Annotated in this window: 15 protein-coding genes; 4 read left to right on the forward strand and 11 right to left on the reverse strand. The window is 73.9% G+C overall.

From position 1 onward, the window contains the following. Positions 1-107: 107 nt before the first annotated feature. A complete protein-coding gene (locus J3473_RS15275) occupies positions 108-1,286 on the reverse strand; it encodes a cystathionine gamma-synthase (protein ID WP_207024768.1) in 1,179 nt (392 codons plus the stop codon). 49 nt (positions 1,287-1,335) lie between these two features. Next, on the reverse strand, positions 1,336-2,340 hold the full coding sequence (locus J3473_RS15280) for a GNAT family N-acetyltransferase (RefSeq protein WP_207024769.1): 1,005 nt from the start codon (positions 2,338-2,340) through the stop codon (positions 1,336-1,338). A gap of 37 nt (positions 2,341-2,377) precedes the next feature. Between J3473_RS15280 and msrA the strand changes: the two genes are divergently transcribed. Beyond that, positions 2,378-3,076: a peptide-methionine (S)-S-oxide reductase MsrA gene (msrA, locus tag J3473_RS15285; RefSeq protein WP_030528862.1), complete on the forward strand. Its 699-nt coding sequence runs from the start codon at positions 2,378-2,380 to the stop codon at positions 3,074-3,076. 198 nt (positions 3,077-3,274) lie between these two features. Here the strand turns inward: msrA and J3473_RS15290 are convergent, their stop codons facing one another. Further along, entirely contained in the window at positions 3,275-4,969 is a 1,695-nt protein-coding gene (locus tag J3473_RS15290; RefSeq protein WP_207024770.1) for an MDR family MFS transporter, read from the reverse strand. Further along, positions 4,966-5,475 carry a MarR family winged helix-turn-helix transcriptional regulator gene (locus tag J3473_RS15295; RefSeq protein ID WP_207024771.1) on the reverse strand — a complete coding sequence of 170 codons (510 nt, stop codon included), beginning with the start codon at positions 5,473-5,475 and terminating at the stop codon, positions 4,966-4,968. Before J3473_RS15295 ends, J3473_RS15290 begins: the two co-directional genes overlap by 4 nt. A gap of 71 nt (positions 5,476-5,546) precedes the next feature. On the opposite strand from J3473_RS15295, the gene J3473_RS15300 reads away from it, so the two are divergent. Next, positions 5,547-6,155 carry a TetR family transcriptional regulator gene (locus tag J3473_RS15300; protein WP_207024772.1) on the forward strand — a complete coding sequence of 203 codons (609 nt, stop codon included), beginning with the start codon at positions 5,547-5,549 and terminating at the stop codon, positions 6,153-6,155. Between the two features lie 78 nt (positions 6,156-6,233). Here the strand turns inward: J3473_RS15300 and J3473_RS15305 are convergent, their stop codons facing one another. The 4 genes from J3473_RS15305 to J3473_RS15320 all read right to left on the reverse strand — a co-directional run bounded on the left by J3473_RS15305 (position 6,234) and on the right by J3473_RS15320 (position 10,702). Next, entirely contained in the window at positions 6,234-8,261 is a 2,028-nt protein-coding gene (locus tag J3473_RS15305; RefSeq protein ID WP_207024773.1) for an NADPH-dependent 2,4-dienoyl-CoA reductase, read from the reverse strand. Positions 8,262-8,318: 57 nt separating this feature from the next. Then, entirely contained in the window at positions 8,319-8,798 is a 480-nt protein-coding gene (locus J3473_RS15310) for a DUF1992 domain-containing protein (RefSeq protein WP_207024774.1), read from the reverse strand. 84 nt (positions 8,799-8,882) lie between these two features. Next, positions 8,883-10,259: a cystathionine beta-synthase gene (locus J3473_RS15315; RefSeq protein WP_207024775.1), complete on the reverse strand. Its 1,377-nt coding sequence runs from the start codon at positions 10,257-10,259 to the stop codon at positions 8,883-8,885. 56 nt (positions 10,260-10,315) lie between these two features. Then, the gene (locus tag J3473_RS15320; RefSeq protein ID WP_030528870.1) at positions 10,316-10,702 is read right to left on the reverse strand and encodes a thioesterase family protein; all 387 of its coding nucleotides are present in this window, start codon (positions 10,700-10,702) and stop codon (positions 10,316-10,318) included. A gap of 90 nt (positions 10,703-10,792) precedes the next feature. Here J3473_RS15320 and J3473_RS15325 point away from each other — a divergent pair, with 90 nt between their 5' ends. Further along, a complete protein-coding gene (locus tag J3473_RS15325; RefSeq protein WP_207024776.1) occupies positions 10,793-11,842 on the forward strand; it encodes an SGNH/GDSL hydrolase family protein in 1,050 nt (349 codons plus the stop codon). Positions 11,843-11,859: 17 nt separating this feature from the next. Here the strand turns inward: J3473_RS15325 and J3473_RS15330 are convergent, their stop codons facing one another. Further along, the gene (locus J3473_RS15330) at positions 11,860-12,252 is read right to left on the reverse strand and encodes a RidA family protein (protein WP_207024777.1); all 393 of its coding nucleotides are present in this window, start codon (positions 12,250-12,252) and stop codon (positions 11,860-11,862) included. Between the two features lie 191 nt (positions 12,253-12,443). On the opposite strand from J3473_RS15330, the gene J3473_RS15335 reads away from it, so the two are divergent. After that, complete coding sequence (locus J3473_RS15335; protein ID WP_207024778.1) at positions 12,444-13,667, forward strand: acetyl-CoA C-acetyltransferase; 1,224 nt, start codon at positions 12,444-12,446, stop codon at positions 13,665-13,667. A 101-nt stretch (positions 13,668-13,768) separates the two neighbouring features. On the opposite strand, the gene J3473_RS15340 is transcribed toward J3473_RS15335, so the two are convergent. Both J3473_RS15340 and J3473_RS15345 read right to left on the reverse strand, forming a co-directional pair. Further along, on the reverse strand, positions 13,769-14,083 hold the full coding sequence (locus tag J3473_RS15340) for a hypothetical protein (protein WP_207024779.1): 315 nt from the start codon (positions 14,081-14,083) through the stop codon (positions 13,769-13,771). Between the two features lie 26 nt (positions 14,084-14,109). Beyond that, complete coding sequence (locus J3473_RS15345) at positions 14,110-14,958, reverse strand: Bax inhibitor-1/YccA family protein (protein WP_207024780.1); 849 nt, start codon at positions 14,956-14,958, stop codon at positions 14,110-14,112. Positions 14,959-15,168: the final 210 nt, after the last annotated feature.

A 15,168-nucleotide genomic window follows, 5' to 3' on the forward strand; every position in this document is an offset into this window, starting at 1 on the left:
CTGTGACCGTCTTCGACCCGTCGAGAGAGGAGAACACGCCGTGCGGCTCGGCGCGCGCACGGCGTGTCCTGTTCACTCGACGGGTGGTGCTCCGCCGGCGGGGCGGGTCAGGTGAGGCGGTCGAGCGCCTGGCGCAGGTCGGCGACGAGGTCCTCGACGTCCTCGATGCCGACCGACAGGCGGATGAGGTCGGCCGGGACCTCGAGCTCGGTGCCCGCGACCGACGCGTGCGTCATCCGGCCGGGGTGCTCGATGAGGGACTCGACGCCGCCGAGCGACTCGCCGAGGGTCCACAGCTGCGTCTCACCGCAGACCTTGGCCGCGACGTCCTCACCGCCCTTGACGCGGAAGGCGACCATGCCGCCGAACCGCTTCATCTGGCGGCGCGCGACGTCGTGGTTCGGGTGGTCGGGCAGGCCCGGGTAGTGCACGGACGCCACGCCGGGGTGGCTCTGGAGGAAGTCGACGACGGCCTCGGCGTTGTCGCAGTGACGTTCCATCCGGACCGCCAGCGTCTTGAGGCCGCGCAGCACCAGCCACGCGTCGAACGGGCCGGCGACGGCGCCCATCGAGTTCTGGTGGAACGCGACCCGCTCGGCCACCGACTCGCCGTCGCGCGTCGTGGCGCCCGGCGCGACGACGACGGCGCCGCCGACGACGTCGCTGTGGCCGCCGGCGTACTTGGTCGTCGAGTGCACGACGACGTCCGCGCCGAGCGCGATGGGGTTCTGCAGGTACGGCGACGCGAAGGTGTTGTCGACGACGAGCAGCGCACCGGCCTCGTGGGCGACCGCCGCGATCGCCTCGATGTCGGCGATGCCGAGCAGCGGGTTGGTCGGCGTCTCGACCCACACCATCCGCGTCTCCGGGCGCATCGCGGCGCGCACCGACTCGACGTCGGCGACCTTCGCGATGGAGTGGTCGACACCCCAGGCGCGGACGACCTTGTTGAACAGCCGGTAGGTGCCGCCGTACGCGTCGGACGGGACGACGACGTGGTCGCCCGGCGCGAGCAGCGCGCGCAGCACGGTGTCCTCGCCGGCGAGGCCGCTGGCGAACGCGAAGCCGCGCTCACCACCCTCGAGCGCGGCGACGCACTCCTCGAGCGCGGCGCGCGTCGGGTTGGCCGAGCGCGAGTACTCGTAGCCGCCGCGCAGGCCGCCGACGCCGTCCTGCTTGTAGGTGCTCACCTGGTGGATGGGCGGCACGACGGCGCCGGTCAGCGGGTCCGGCTCCTGCCCGGCGTGGATGGCGCGGGAGGAGAAGCCGAGGGTCTCGGAAGTCATCCTCCGAGCGTAGGGGCCGCCGGGGGTCCGTCGGCACCGCGGGGTGCGGTCATCCCCGGCCGAGGTGGCGCTGCCAGGCGCGCAGCCGGCCGCTCGGGCGGAAGCCCATCGCTTGGTTGACGGCGAGCATGTGCGCGTTCTCCTCGGCGTTCCACGTCCGGACGACGCGCACCTCGGGCAGCGCGTCGGCGAGCGCGCGCAGGTTGGCCAGCTTGAGCGCCATCCCCAGCCCGTGGCCGCGGTGCTCGCGGGTGACGAGCGTGTCGTGCTGGAAGGCGAGGTGCGGCGTCCCCTCGGGCAGCTGGATGCTCGTGTAGCCGACGAGCCGGCCGGTGCCGAGGTCGCGGACGAAGGTCGACACGACCCGGCGGCCCATGGCCCGGGTGCGCTCGTCCTCGCCGCGGACGCGCTCCTCGTCCCACTCCTCCTCGTCGAGCTCGAGGTCGCCGAGCGGGGCATCGGTCGACATCCGGCGGGCGAGGAACGCGCGGTCGGCGAGGTCGGCCTCGGGCATCGCGTCGACGTGGGTCTCGAGGCGGTAGCCGTCGGCCACGGAGGGCGCGGGCACCTCGGCCTGGTGCACCGCGAGGTCGGAGCGCAGCACGGTCTGCGCGGACCCGAAGCCGTGCCGCTCGACCCATCCGGCGAACGGGTCGTCGTCGGTGTCGGCGCCCCACTGGGTCTCGGCGTGCAGCGTGGTGCGGCCCTGGTCGCGCGCCTGCTCCTCGACCCAGTGCAGCAGCGTGTCGCCGACCCCGCGGCGGCGGTGCGCCGGCAGCACGGCGACGAACACCTGCGCGGTCGACTCGTTGTCGACCAGCGGGGCGATGACGCCCGCGGCCCCCACGGGCTCGTCGCCGTCGACGGCGAGCACCTGGAGGCGACGCTTGGACGCCGAGCCCTCCAGCCCGCGCAGCTCCTCGGCGCTCCAGGCGTCGTGGTCCTCGCCCTGCTCGTCGCGGGCGACGTCCTCGAGCACACGGGCCCAGGCGTCGAAGCGGGCGCGGGCGGCGAGGTCGGTGTCGAGTCCGGAGACCGGGACGAGGGAGATCACGCGGAACACCGTGCCATCCCCGGCGGTTGGACCACACATGCTTTTCGGTTCGAGTGCGAAGACCACCCTCCCCACCCGCGAGGAGGCCCTGCCGGGCCGCGAGCACCGGATCTTCCCGGTGCCCACGACCCACGAGGTGCTCGGCACCCCCCTGGAGGGTCCGTGGCCCGACGGCACCGAGGTGCTGTACGTGGCGATGGGCTGCTTCTGGGGCGTCGAGCGCATCTTCTGGAAGCTGCCCGGCGTCGTGACGACGGCGGCCGGCTACATGGGCGGCTTCACGCCCAATCCGACGTACGAGGAGACCTGCACCGGCCGGACCGGGCACGCCGAGGCCGTCCTCGTCGCCTACGACCCCACCGTCACCTCCCCCGAGCTGCTGCTCAAGGCGTTCTGGGAGAACCACGACCCGACGCAGGGCAACCGGCAGTACAACGACGTCGGCACCGCCTACCGCTCGGCCATCTTCACGACGACCCCCGGCCAGGCCGCGGCCGCCGAGGCGACGCGCGAGGCGTTCCAGGGCGAGCTGACCAAGGTCGGGCGCGGGACCATCACGACGACGATCGCGACCGCCGAGCAGGCCGGCCCGTTCTACTACGCCGAGGACTACCACCAGCAGTACCTCCACAAGAACCCCGGCGGCTACTGCAACCACGGCCCGAACGGCCTGACCTGCCCCGTCGGCGTCGCCAACCTCCCGGCCCAGACGGACGTGGCGCCGCCGCGCGGCTGACCCCCTCCGGACCGTCCGACGAGGCCCCCTCCCGCCCGGGAGGGGGCCTCGTCGTCGTCCGGCCCCCTTACCGACAGCGATGACCCCGCACGTGCGGGGTCATCGCTGTCCGGCCGGGAGATGCTTCCGCGCCCGGGCACGCAGGAGGCCCCCCGCTCCCTGTCCAGCGGGGGGCCTCGTCCGTGCGGGCGACCGGGGTCAGCGCACGGCGGGCTCCGGCTCCCTGCGAGCCGGGGCGTCGGTGGTGCCGCTCGTCTCCGACGCGGCGGCCGGGGTGGTGCGAGCCTCCGCGCTGGACTGCGACATCGTGTCGAGGAGCTCGTGGCCGGCGTGCTCGGCGCTCTCGGCCGGCGTCTCCGTGTGGTTGCTGTCGCGCAGCGGGAGAGCCTTGATGGCGAGGGTCGCGAGCAGCACGAGCGCGACGATCGGGAGACCGATGAGGAAGACCTCGTGCAGCTGGTCCGCGAGCCCCTGGCGCACGGCGGTCGCGACGGCCGGCGGCAGCTGCGAGAGCGCGGCCGGGTCGAGCACCGAGCCGGCGCTGGCGGCACCCTCCGGCATCGAGGCCGCGGCCCCGGCCGGGAGGTGGGAGGCGATGGCGCCGCCCAGACCGCTCGTCAGCACGGTGCCGAACACCGCGATGCCGACCGTCGACCCGACGTTGCGGAAGAACTGGCTCGACGCGGTCGCGACCCCGAGGTCGCGCTTCTCGGAGGCGTTCTGCACGACGAGCGTGTACTGCTGCATCGCCATCCCGATCCCGATGCCCAGCACGACCATGGCCAGCGTCAGCTGCGTCTGGCTCGACTCGAAGGTGAGGCGGGTGAGCAGCCAGATGCCGGCGCCCATGATGACGACCCCGGCGGCCATGAACGGCTTGTAGACACCGGTCCGCGTGATGACCAGGCCCGTGAGGATGCCCATGACGATGAGGCCGACCATGAGCGGCGCGAGGATGAGACCGGAGTTCGTCGCGTCGACCCCGAGCACGCCCTGCGCGAAGACGGGGATGTAGATGATCGAGCCGAACATCACCATGGCCAGGCCGAAGCTCGCGATGTTGGCCGCGGTGAACACGCGCGAGCGGAAGAGGCGCAGCGGGATGACCGGCTCCTCGGCGCGGCTCTCGGCGAACACGAAGGCCACGAGCCCGAGGACGCCGACCACGTAGAGGCCGATGATGGTCGCCGAGCCCCACGGGTACGAGGTGCCGCCCCAGGAGGTGGCGAGCAGGACCGCGGTGAGCCCGACGGCGAGCGTGGCGATGCCCCAGCTGTCGACCTTCGCCTCACGGCGCTCGTGCGGCAGGTGGAGGAAGCGCAGGATGAAGCCGGTCGCGACGACACCGATCGGGATGCCCGCGAAGAACAGCCAGCGCCAGCCCCAGTGGTCGGTGATGAACCCGCCGGCGAGCGGGCCGGCGACCGAGGTGACACCGAAGACGGCACCCATCAGGCCCTGGTACTTGCCGCGCTGACGCGGCGGGATGATGTCGCCGATGATGGTCTGCGACAGCGGCATCACGGTGCCCATGCCGAGGCCCTGGATGGCGCGCGCGGCGACGAGCACCCAGAACGACTGGGCGAAGCCGGCCACGAGCGAGCCGACCATGAAGACGACGAGGCCGGCGATGTAGAAGCCGCGGCGGCCGTAGAGGTCGGAGAACTTGCCGACGATCGGGACGGTGATCGCCGAGACGAGGAGGGCAGCGGTGGCGACCCAGCTGTAGTGGTCCATCCCGCCGAGCTCGGAGACGATGCGCGGCATCGCGGGCCCGACGATCGTCTGGCTCACGGAGGCGACGAGCATCCCGAGCATCAGGCCGACGAACACCCGCCGGGAGGCGGGGCTCAGCTTGTACGGCTGGGGAGCCGTGGTGGTCGCGGTGGTCATGCAGTGGTCCTCTCGCGGTCGGCCGCCTCGGGGGCGGGGTGGGCAGGGCCCGCGACGCTGCGGACGGGGTGGTCGTGGTCCCTCGCGACGCGCGCGAGGGAGGTCTGGAGGCGGCCGAGCAGGTCGGCCAGGGTGCGGCGGTCGGACTCGTCCCAGTCCTCGAGGGCGATGGCGACGAGCTCCTCGCGGCGGCGGCGCTCCTGGAGCAGCACCTCGCGGCCGGCGTCGGTGAGGCCGACGAGCTGGGCCCGGCCGTCGTCGGGGTCCGGGGTGCGCTCGAGAAAGCCGCGGTCGACGAGCGCGCTGACGCGTCGGCTCGTCGTCGACTGGTCGAGGCCGACGGCGTCGGCGAGGGCGCACGCGCGCCCGGGGCCGCGCTTCGCGGTGAGGGCCAGGAGGGTGTACTCGGGACGGGTCACCGGCCCCTCGACGACGTGGGCCCGGCTGAGGAGTCCGAACATCGCCGAGAGGTGCTCGGTGACGAGCGGGTCGGCGGTTGCTTGCATGACACAAGCATATGCCTGTTCTTGCACAGTGTGCAAATTTACTCGTCGTGCACACCGGGCATACTGGAGGCATGGCACCGGGTTCCGCGACCGCCGAGGCGACCCCCTCCCTCCGCGACCGCAAGAAGGAGGCGACGCGCCAGCGGCTGCACACCGCGGCCGTCCGCCTCGCGCTCGCCCACGGCGTGCAGGAGGTGACCGTCGAGCAGATCGCGGCCGAGGCCGACGTCTCGCCGCGCACCTTCTTCAACTACTTCCCGACGAAGGAGGCGGCGCTCGTCGGCGCCGACCCCGCGCGCACCGAGCAGCTGCGGCAGGCGGTGCTCGATCGCCCGGCGGACGAGTCGCTGCCGCAGGCGTTGCGGGCGGTCCTCACCGAGCACGTGCGCGGGTTCGAGGACGAGCCCGAGCTCTGGCGGATGCGCAGCGAGCTCGCCGCCCGGGTGCCCGAGCTCGAGGCGCGCATCGCCGGGGCGGGGCACCGCCTCGAGAGCGCCCTGGTCGAGGCCGCGCACGAGCGCGCCGGCACCGACGCGGCTGACGACCTCGCGACCGGGCTCGCCGCCCGCACGGCAATGGCCGCCCTGCGCGCAGCGTTCCACCAGCACCGGGCGGCCGGCTCGATGGGCTCGCTCCTCCAGCGTCTCGAGACCGCGTTCGACTCCGTCGGCCTGCGCTGACCCCGCTCTCCGCGAACGCGTGTGAAATCGCCGGGGGTCCCCGGCGGGTTCACACGCGTTCGCGGGTGGCGACGCGGGTCAGAGGGCGGCGGCGACCTCCGTGCCCTGCCGGATGGCGCGCTTCGCGTCGAGCTCGGCGGCGACGTCCGCTCCCCCGACGACGTGGACCCGCACACCCCGCTCCTCGAGCTCGTCGGCCAGCGTGCGCACCGAGTCCTGCCCGGTGCAGACGACGAGCGTGTCGCAGGGGATGACGCGACGCTGCGAGCCGTCGTCGCCGAGCCGCACGTGCAGCCCCTCGTCGTCGATGCGCTCGTACTCGACGACGCCCGTCACCTGCTCGACCCCCTTGGCGCGCAACGACGCCCGATGCACCCAGCCGGTGGTCTTGCCGAGCCCCCGACCGATGGGCGTGGCCTTGCGCTGGAGCAGCACGACCTCCCGCGGGCTGGCCTCCGGCCGCGGTCGCTCGACCCCGCCGCGGGTGCGCTCGGGGTCGCCGACGCCCCACTCCGCCCGCCACGCGTCGACGTCCAGCGAGGGCGAGCGGTCGGTCGTCAGGAACTCGCACACGTCGACCCCGACCCCACCGGCGCCGATCACCGCGACCCGCTGACCGGCGACCCGCTCGCCGCGCACCAGCCGGTCGTAGGTGACGACCGAGGGGTGGTCGATGCCCGGGATGTCGGGCAGCCGGGGCGTGACCCCGGTCGCCACCACGACGTCGTCGACGCCGGCCGCGGCGAGCGCGGCGGCGTCGGCCCACGTCGACAGGCGCACCGTCACGCCGAGCACCTCGAGGCGCCGCGTGAAGTAGCGGATCGTCTCGGAGAACTCCTCCTTGCCGGGGATGCGCATCGCGATGTCGAACTGGCCGCCGAGGTGGTCGCGCCCCTCGAGCAGCTCGACCTCGTGGCCGCGCTCGGCCGCGGTGACGGCGGCGGCCATCCCCGCCGGGCCGCCACCGACGACGACGACCTTGCGGCGCACCGGGGCCCGGCCGATGACGAGCTCGGTCTCGCGGCCCGCGCGCGGGTTGAGCAGACAGGTGGCGCGCTGCTTGACGAAGGTGTGGTCGAGGCACGCCTGGTTGCAGGCGATGCACGTGTTGATCTCGTCGGCGCGCCCCTGCGCCGCCTTGCGGACGAACTGCGGGTCGGCGAGGAACGGGCGGGCCATCGAGACGAGGTCGGCGCCGCCGGCGAGGACGCGCTCGGCGACCTCCGGGGTGTTGATGCGGTTGGTCGCGACGACCGGGATGCCCACGTGCTCGCGCAGCCGGGCCGCGTGGTCGGCGAAGGCCGCGCGCGGCACCGACGTGACGATGGTCGGCACCCGCGCCTCGTGCCAGCCGATGCCGAGGTTGAGGATGCTCGCGCCGGCCGCCTCGACCTCGTGGGCCAGGGCCGTCACCTCGTCCCACGTCTGACCCTCCTCGACGAGGTCGAGCACCGAGATCCGGTAGACGAGGAGGAAGTCGGGGCCGGCGGCCTCGCGCACCGCGCGGACGACCTCGACGGCGAACCGCCGACGGTTCTCGGGGCTGCCGCCCCACCGGTCGGTGCGCCGGTTCGTGCGCGGCGCGAGGAACTGGTTGACCAGGTACCCCTCGGACCCCATCACCTCGACGCCGTCGTACCCGGCCTCGCGGGCCAGCCGCGCCGACCGCGCGAAGGCGCGGACCTGTCGGCGGACTCCCCTGTCGGACAACGCCCTCGGGCGGAACTTGCTGATCGGGCTCTTGACCGCCGACGGCGCGACGCACCACGGCGTGAACGCGTACCGGCCGGCGTGCAGCAGCTGGAGGGCGATGCGCCCGCCGGCCGCGTGGACGGCGTCCGTCACGAGGCGGTGGCGCGCCACCTCACGGCGGCTGCTCAGCTTCGAGGCGCCGGGGTAGAGCGTCCCCTCGAGGTTCGGCGCGAAGCCGCCGGTGACGATGAGCGACGCGCCGCCCTCGGCCCGCTCCGCGAGGTAGGCGGCGAGCTTCGGGAAGTCCTCGGCCCGGTCCTCGAGCCCGGTGTGCATCGACCCCATGACGACCCGGTTGGGCAGCGTCATGTGGCCGAGGTCGAGCGGGGCGAGCAGGTGGGGGTAGTCGCTCATCGGGCCTTCCTCGTCGGGCGCCGGCCGCGACCGGGCCGCGACGGGGCGGCCGTCGGGTCAGCGCCGGCGGCGCCACCAGCGGCGCCTCGGGCGAGCCTCCCCCGTTGTTACCGGCGGGTCAACCTGCGCCGGCTGTGAGGATGCTCGCAGCGCCCGCCACTGCTCGACGACGTCGTCGACGTCGACCGTCGGGGCCAGCAGCGGGGGCATCCGCGGGTCCGGCGGGCGCAGCCGGTCGCGGCGCACCCGCCGGTTGAAGTCCTCGAGCACGGTCCGGACCGACTCCTCGGTGCGCAGCTCCAGCAGCGAGCCGGGGAAGGTCGCGGCCTCCTTGCGGAGGGCGACGGCGGGCGGCAGCGCACCTGTGAAGTCGAGGTTCTCCCGCTCGGCGAGCTGCCGCACCCACCACATCGGGTCGTCGGTGTGCTCCAGGCGCAGCGGCTTGCCCGCGCCCGGGAGGTCGTCGAACTCGCCGCGCTCCTGGGCCTCCCGGATGGCGCGCTCGACCGGTGACTCGTACCGGGGCCGGTCCACCATGCCCCCAGTCTCACCCGTGACGGGTCGAGGTGGAACCCGACCGCGTCACGGTCGGGTTCCACCTCGAACCGGCGGAGGAGCCCGTCAGTCGGCGAGGAAGGAGAGCAGGTCGGCCCGGGTCAGCACGCCGACGGGCTTGCCGTCCTCGACGACGAGCACCGCGTCCGAGCCCTCGAGCTCGTGCCGCGCGGTGCTGACCGGCTCGCCGGCCCCGACGAGCGGCAGGCCCGCGCTCATGTGCTTCTCGACCGGGTCTGCGAGGTGCGCCGAACCGGTGAACAGCGCCTCGAGCAGCGCGCGCTCGGACACCGCGCCCGCGACCTCGCCGGAGACGACCGGTGGCTCGGCCTTGACGACCGGCATCTGCGAGACGCCGTACTCGCGCAGGATCTCGATGGCGTCGCGCAGCGTCTCGTTCGGGTGCGTGTGCACGAGCGCGGGCAGGTCGCCCGCCTTGGCGTGCAGCACGTCGCCGACGGTGCGCTGGTTCTCGGCCTTCATGAACCCGTAGGAGGCCATCCAGTCGTCGTTGAAGATCTTCGAGAGGTAGCCGCGGCCGGAGTCCGGCAGGAGGACGACGACGACCGCGTCGTCCGGCAGCTCGCGGGCCACGCGCAGCGCGGCGACGACGGCCATCCCGCAGGAGCCGCCGACGAGCAGGCCCTCCTCGCGGGCCAGGCGGCGGGTCATCTCGAAGGAGTCGGCGTCCGAGACGGCCTCGACCCGGTCGACCTGGTCGGGGTCGTAGGCGCTCGGCCAGAAGTCCTCGCCGACGCCCTCGACGAGGTACGGACGGCCCGAGCCGCCGCTGTACACCGAGCCCTCGGGGTCGGCGGCGACGACCTGGACACGGCCGCTCGCGCGGTCGGCCGACACCTCGCGCAGGTAGCGGCCGGCGCCGCTGATCGTGCCGCCGGTGCCGGCGCCGGTCACGAAGTGGGTGATCTCGCCGTCGGTGTCGCGCCAGATCTCCGGACCCGTGCTCTCGTAGTGCGAGAGGGGGCCGTTGGGGTTGGAGTACTGGTCCGGCTTCCAGGCCTTCGGCGTCTCGCGGACGAGCCGGTCCGAGACGGAGTAGTACGAGTCCGGGTGGTCCGGCGCGACCGCGGTCGGGCAGACGACGACCTCCGCGCCGTACGCGCGCAGCACGTTGCGCTTGTCCTCGGAGACCTTGTCCGGGCAGACGAAGATGCAGGTGTAGCCCTTGCGCTGGGCGACCAGCGCGAGCCCGACCCCCGTGTTGCCGGACGTCGGCTCGACGATGACGCCGCCCGGCTGGAGCTCGCCGGAGGCCTCGGCGGCCTCGACCATCTTCAGCGCGATGCGGTCCTTCACCGACCCGCCCGGGTTGAGGTACTCCACCTTGGCCAGGACGGTCGCCCCGATGCCCTCGGTCACGGAGTTGAGCTTGACGAGGGGGGTGTCCCCGACGAGGTCTGCGATGTGCTCGGCGTACTTCACGCCCGCCATCCTGTCACGGTCCGGGCGGGCACCCCCGCGCGCCGACGAGCGGAGGGTCAGCCGCGCCCGAGGCGGTCGACGAACCGCGCCGCGTCGACGACGACCCGCTCGACGGTCCCCGCGGCGAGGATGCGCCCCGCGGCGTCGTGGGCCTGCACCGCGAAGCGCAGCCGGCGGCCGTCGTGGCCGACGACCTCGGCCCGCACCGTCACCTGCTCCCCCACCGCGCTCGGAGCGCTGTGCTCGAGCTCGACCCGGGTGCCGACGCTCGTCGCGCCCGGCCCGAGGACGTCGGCCACCGCCGCCACCGTCGCCGCCTCGAGCCAGGCGAGCAGCCGCGGCGTGCCGAGGACGGGGAGGTCGCCGGACCCCACCGACCGGGCGGTGTCACCCGGTGCGACCGTGCGGGTCTCCTCGGCCGTCCGGCCGCTCCAGGTGTCCATCCGTCCACGGTAGGGGCGCGGCCGGGGGCATCCGGCCCGGGGTGTCGGCCGCCGGGGCTACGGTGGACGTCCACCCCGGCAGGAGGATCGATGGGCCGCGCACGCAGGGCTCGCAGGATCGCCGCCACCGCCGCGTACGGCGGGGGCGGCCTCGCCGCGGCCGGAGCCGCCCTCGGTGCGCTCGGCTGGGGCGTCATCAAGACCGAGGCGGCCATCGCGCGCCGCCTCATCGGCCGCCCGTTCGACACCTCGCCCGACGACGACGGCGTCTACGGCGCCGGGCACGGCACGCCGTGGGAGGTCGTCGTCCTCGGCGACTCCTCGGCCGCCGGGATGGGCGCCGACGAGCCCCACGAGACCGTCGGGGCGATCGTCGCCAACGGCGTCGCGGCCCTGACGGGTCGCCCGGTCCGGCTGACCAACCGGGCCGTCGTCGGGGCGGAGTCCAGCGACCTCGAGCGCCAGCTGGCCAACGCCCTCGAGGACGTGATGCGGCCCGACGTCGTCCTCGTCATGGTCGGCGCCAACGACGTGACCCACCGGATCGAGCGCGCCGCCGCCGTCCGTCACCTCGAGCAGACGGTCCGGCGCATCCGGGCCCTGGGCTGCGAGGTCGTCGTCGGCACCTGCCCCGACCTCGGGACCATCGAGCCGATCCAGCAGCCGCTGCGCACCCTCATGCGGCGGTGGTCGCGCGACCTCGCCGCCGCCCAGACCGTCGCGGTCGTCGAGGCCGGCGGCCGCACCGTCTCGCTCGGCGACCTGCTCGGGCCGGAGTTCCGCGCCCGGCCCCGCGAGATGTTCAGCGCCGACCAGTTCCACCCCTCGGCGGCCGGCTACGCCCGCGCCGCCGCCGTGCTGCTGCCGAGCGTCTGCGCCGCCCTGCGCGTCTGGGGCGAGGACACGGGCGACCGCGCCCCCGAGCCGCGCCGCGGCGAGGGCGTCAACCCGGTGGCCGTCGCCGCCGGCCAGGCCGTGCGTGAGGCGGGCACCGAGGTGTCGCCGACCGAGATCGCCGGCCAGGACCGAGGCCCCCGCGGGCGGTGGGCGGTGCTCCTGCGCCGCCGTCCCGGAGGCGCTCCCCCGGCCGGGGGCCCTGCCGTCACCGGGGCCGACGAGGGCGCGAGCACCGCCGGCTGAGCCGCGGGGCGCGCGCCTCAGTCGTCGCCGACGATGGCGTCGAGCTCGACCTCGACGAGCCAGCGCTCGTCGATGAGCCCCGCCACACGAACCATCGTGCTGGCCGGCCGGATGTCGCCGAAGATCTCGCCGTGCACGGCCGAGACGGCGTCGACGACGTCGAGGTCGGTCACGTAGTGCCGGGTGCGGACGACGTCCTCCGGCCGCCCGCCGAGCTCGGCGAGCGCGCCGAGCGCGATCTCCCAGCAGCGGCGGGTCTGCTGGCCGGCGTCCTTGCTGACCTGGCCGTTCTCACCGATCGGTGCCGTGCCGGAGACGGCGACGTGGTCCCCGACGCGGACGGCCCGGGCGAACCCGACGGTCGCTTCGTACGGAGACCCGGAGGATGCCCGGCTGCGCGAGGTGCCCATGGGGCCATCATGTCCCTCCGCGCCCGGATGCACGACCCCTCGCGGGCGCGCCCGACGAGACCCACCCCACGTGCCGTCCCGGTTCCCTCCTCCCGGGTCGCGGCCTAATCTGGTGCGACCCGTGGTGAGCGCTCGCTCACCTCGCGAGGTGGGCCCGTGGCCCGCCCGTCGACCACCGCCAGGAGGACCCCGTGACCGAGGCCGTCATCGTCGCCACCGCCCGCACCCCGATCGGGCGCGCCTTCAAGGGCTCCCTGCGCGAGGTCCGGCCCGACGACCTGTCGGCGCAGGTCGTCCGCGGCCTGCTCGAGCAGCTGCCCGGGCTCGACCCGACGACCCTCGACGACCTGTACTGGGGCTGCGCCGACCCCAGCGGCAAGGCCGGCAACAACATGGCACGCGTCATCGGCGTCCTCGCCGGACTCGACGGCCTGCCCGGCGCCACCGTCAACCGCTTCTGCGCCAGCTCGACCCAGACGATGCGGATGGCCTTCCACGCGGTCAGGGCCGGCGAGGGCGACGCGTTCGTCGTCGGCGGCGTCGAGTCGGTCTCGACCAACGCGGCCTTCCGGGGCGCCGGCGAGTCCGACCCCGACGCGCTCAACCCGGTCTTCGCCGAGGCGATGGAGCGCTCCGCCGAGACGGCCGCCGCCAACACGACCTGGTCCGACCCGCGTGAGCAGGGCCTCCTGCCCGACGTCTACCTGGCGATGGGCCAGACGGCCGAGAACGTCGCGACGCTGCGCGGTGTCTCGCGGCAGCGCCAGGACGAGTGGGGCGTCACGAGCCAGAACCGGGCCGAGAAGGCCATCGCCGACGGCTTCTTCGCCCGCGAGATCCTCCCCGTCACGCTCGCCGACGGCACGGTCGTGTCCACCGACGACGGCCCGCGCGCGGGCGTGACGCTAGAGGGTGTGCAGGGCCTGCAGCCGGTCTTCCGCGAGAACGGCACCGTCACCGCGGGCAACTGCTGCCCGCTCAACGACGGCGCGTCCGGTGTCGTCGTCATGAGCGACACCCGCGCCAAGGAGCTCGGTCTGACCCCGCTCGCGCGCATCGTCTCGACCGGGGTCTCGGCGCTCTCCCCCGAGATCATGGGCCTCGGCCCGGTCGAGGCCTCGCGCCAGGCGCTCGCCCGCGCCGGCATGACCATCGACGACATGGACCTCTACGAGATCAACGAGGCCTTCGCCGCCCAGGTGCTGCCCAGCGCCGACGACCTCGGGATGGACCTCGACAAGCTCAACGTCCACGGCGGGGCCATCGCCCTCGGGCACCCCTTCGGCTCCACCGGCACCCGCATCATGACGACGCTCCTCAACGGGCTGCAGGCCCGCGACGGCCAGTTCGGCCTCGAGACGATGTGCGTCGGCGGCGGCCAGGGCATGGCCATCGTCGTCGAGCGCCTCTCCTGACGCCCGTCACCCCGACTGATTGCCCATCCGCCACCTCGGGACCTCCTCGGAGGCCTCCCGCAGGTGGCGGATGCGCAATGAGTGGGTGCGCGTGGGCCGGGTCAGGGGAGGGCGCGGCGGAGGGCGACCAGCCGCTCGGTGACGTCGGCGGCCGCCTCCGGCCCGCCGGCCGCGACGGCGTCCCACGCGAGCACGGCCAGCAGGTCCGGCAGCGCGGCCGGGCCGAGGTCCGGCACCGGGACGCCGGGCGCCGTCAGGCCCGCGAGGTGCTCGGCGAGGGCGCGCAGGGCGCTGCTCTGCTCCTGCGCCGTCGCGAGCGGCAGCTGCGCCCATCGACGCCGGATGCGCTCGAGCTCGGTGCGCGCCGGGCCGTCGAGGACGTCCGGGGACGACGACGCCGGGGCGGCGTGGGCCACCCCGGCGTCGTCGGTGCTGGGTCCGGTCAGTTGCGGAGCCGACCGAGCAGGCGGAGGAACTCGATGTACAGCCACACGAGCGTGACGATGAGTCCGTGCGCGAGGAGCCACGAGTACTTCTGCGGGGCGCCGGTGCGGATGGCGTACTCGATCGAGTCGAAGTCCAGCGCGAGCGTCACGGCCGCGAGACCAACGGCGAAGAGCGAGATGCCGATGCCGAGCGGGCCGGTGCCGCCGATGCCGAACGGCGTGTTCGTCGCGAAGGCGTAGACGACGTTGACGAGGGCGAAGATCGCGTACCCGAAGATCATCATCGTCACGATGCGGCGGAACTTGGCGGTGACCTTGATCAGGCCGGTCTTGTAGGCCAGGAACATGCCGGCGAAGGTCGCGACGGTCGCGAGGACGGCCTGCGCGACGATGCCCTCGAAGACCGGCGTGCCGGGCGGGTCGAAGGCGCCGGAGTAGACCTGGCTGACGCCACCGACGAAGAGGCCCTCGAAGACCGCGTACGCGACGATGAGCGGGACGCTGAGGGTCTTCTTGAAGGCGATGACGAGGCCGAGGACGAGCGTCGCGATCATCCCGCCGAAGACGACCGGGAGGCCGAGGGCCGGGTTGTTCGCCGTGAGCGTCCAGCCGACCGCGCCGGTGACGAGGACGATGGCGAAGAGGCTCAGCGTCTTCATGACGACGTCGTCCATCGTCACGGCGCGCTCGGTGCCGGGGCGCATCGCCGACGGCGCGTTGTACATGTCCTGCAGCTGCTGGGGGCTCATCGGGTCGGCCTGCTGCGGGGCGGGGGTGGACCGGAAGCCGGCGTACCCGTTGCGGGCGTCCTGCTCCATCCGGTTGAAGGCCGGGTTGTTGGCCATCGTTCCTCCGTGCTGGTCGTGGCGGTGGGGGTCACCGTCGTTCGTACAGCCTAGACGTGCGAGCCCGTTGCTGAGTTCCCGCTGAGACCGCGTCGCACCCCTCCCCGCCAACGTGTGTGAAGAACATCGCCCCGCCGACTGTGGTGTGCCAGGACATGCCTGACAGGTGATGTGACAGGACATCGCTGACACTCGAGCGCTGGTGGCTGG

It is taken from the genome of Phycicoccus sp. DTK01 (genome assembly GCF_017312765.1).
Lineage (GTDB): Bacteria > Actinomycetota > Actinomycetes > Actinomycetales > Dermatophilaceae > Phycicoccus > Phycicoccus jejuensis.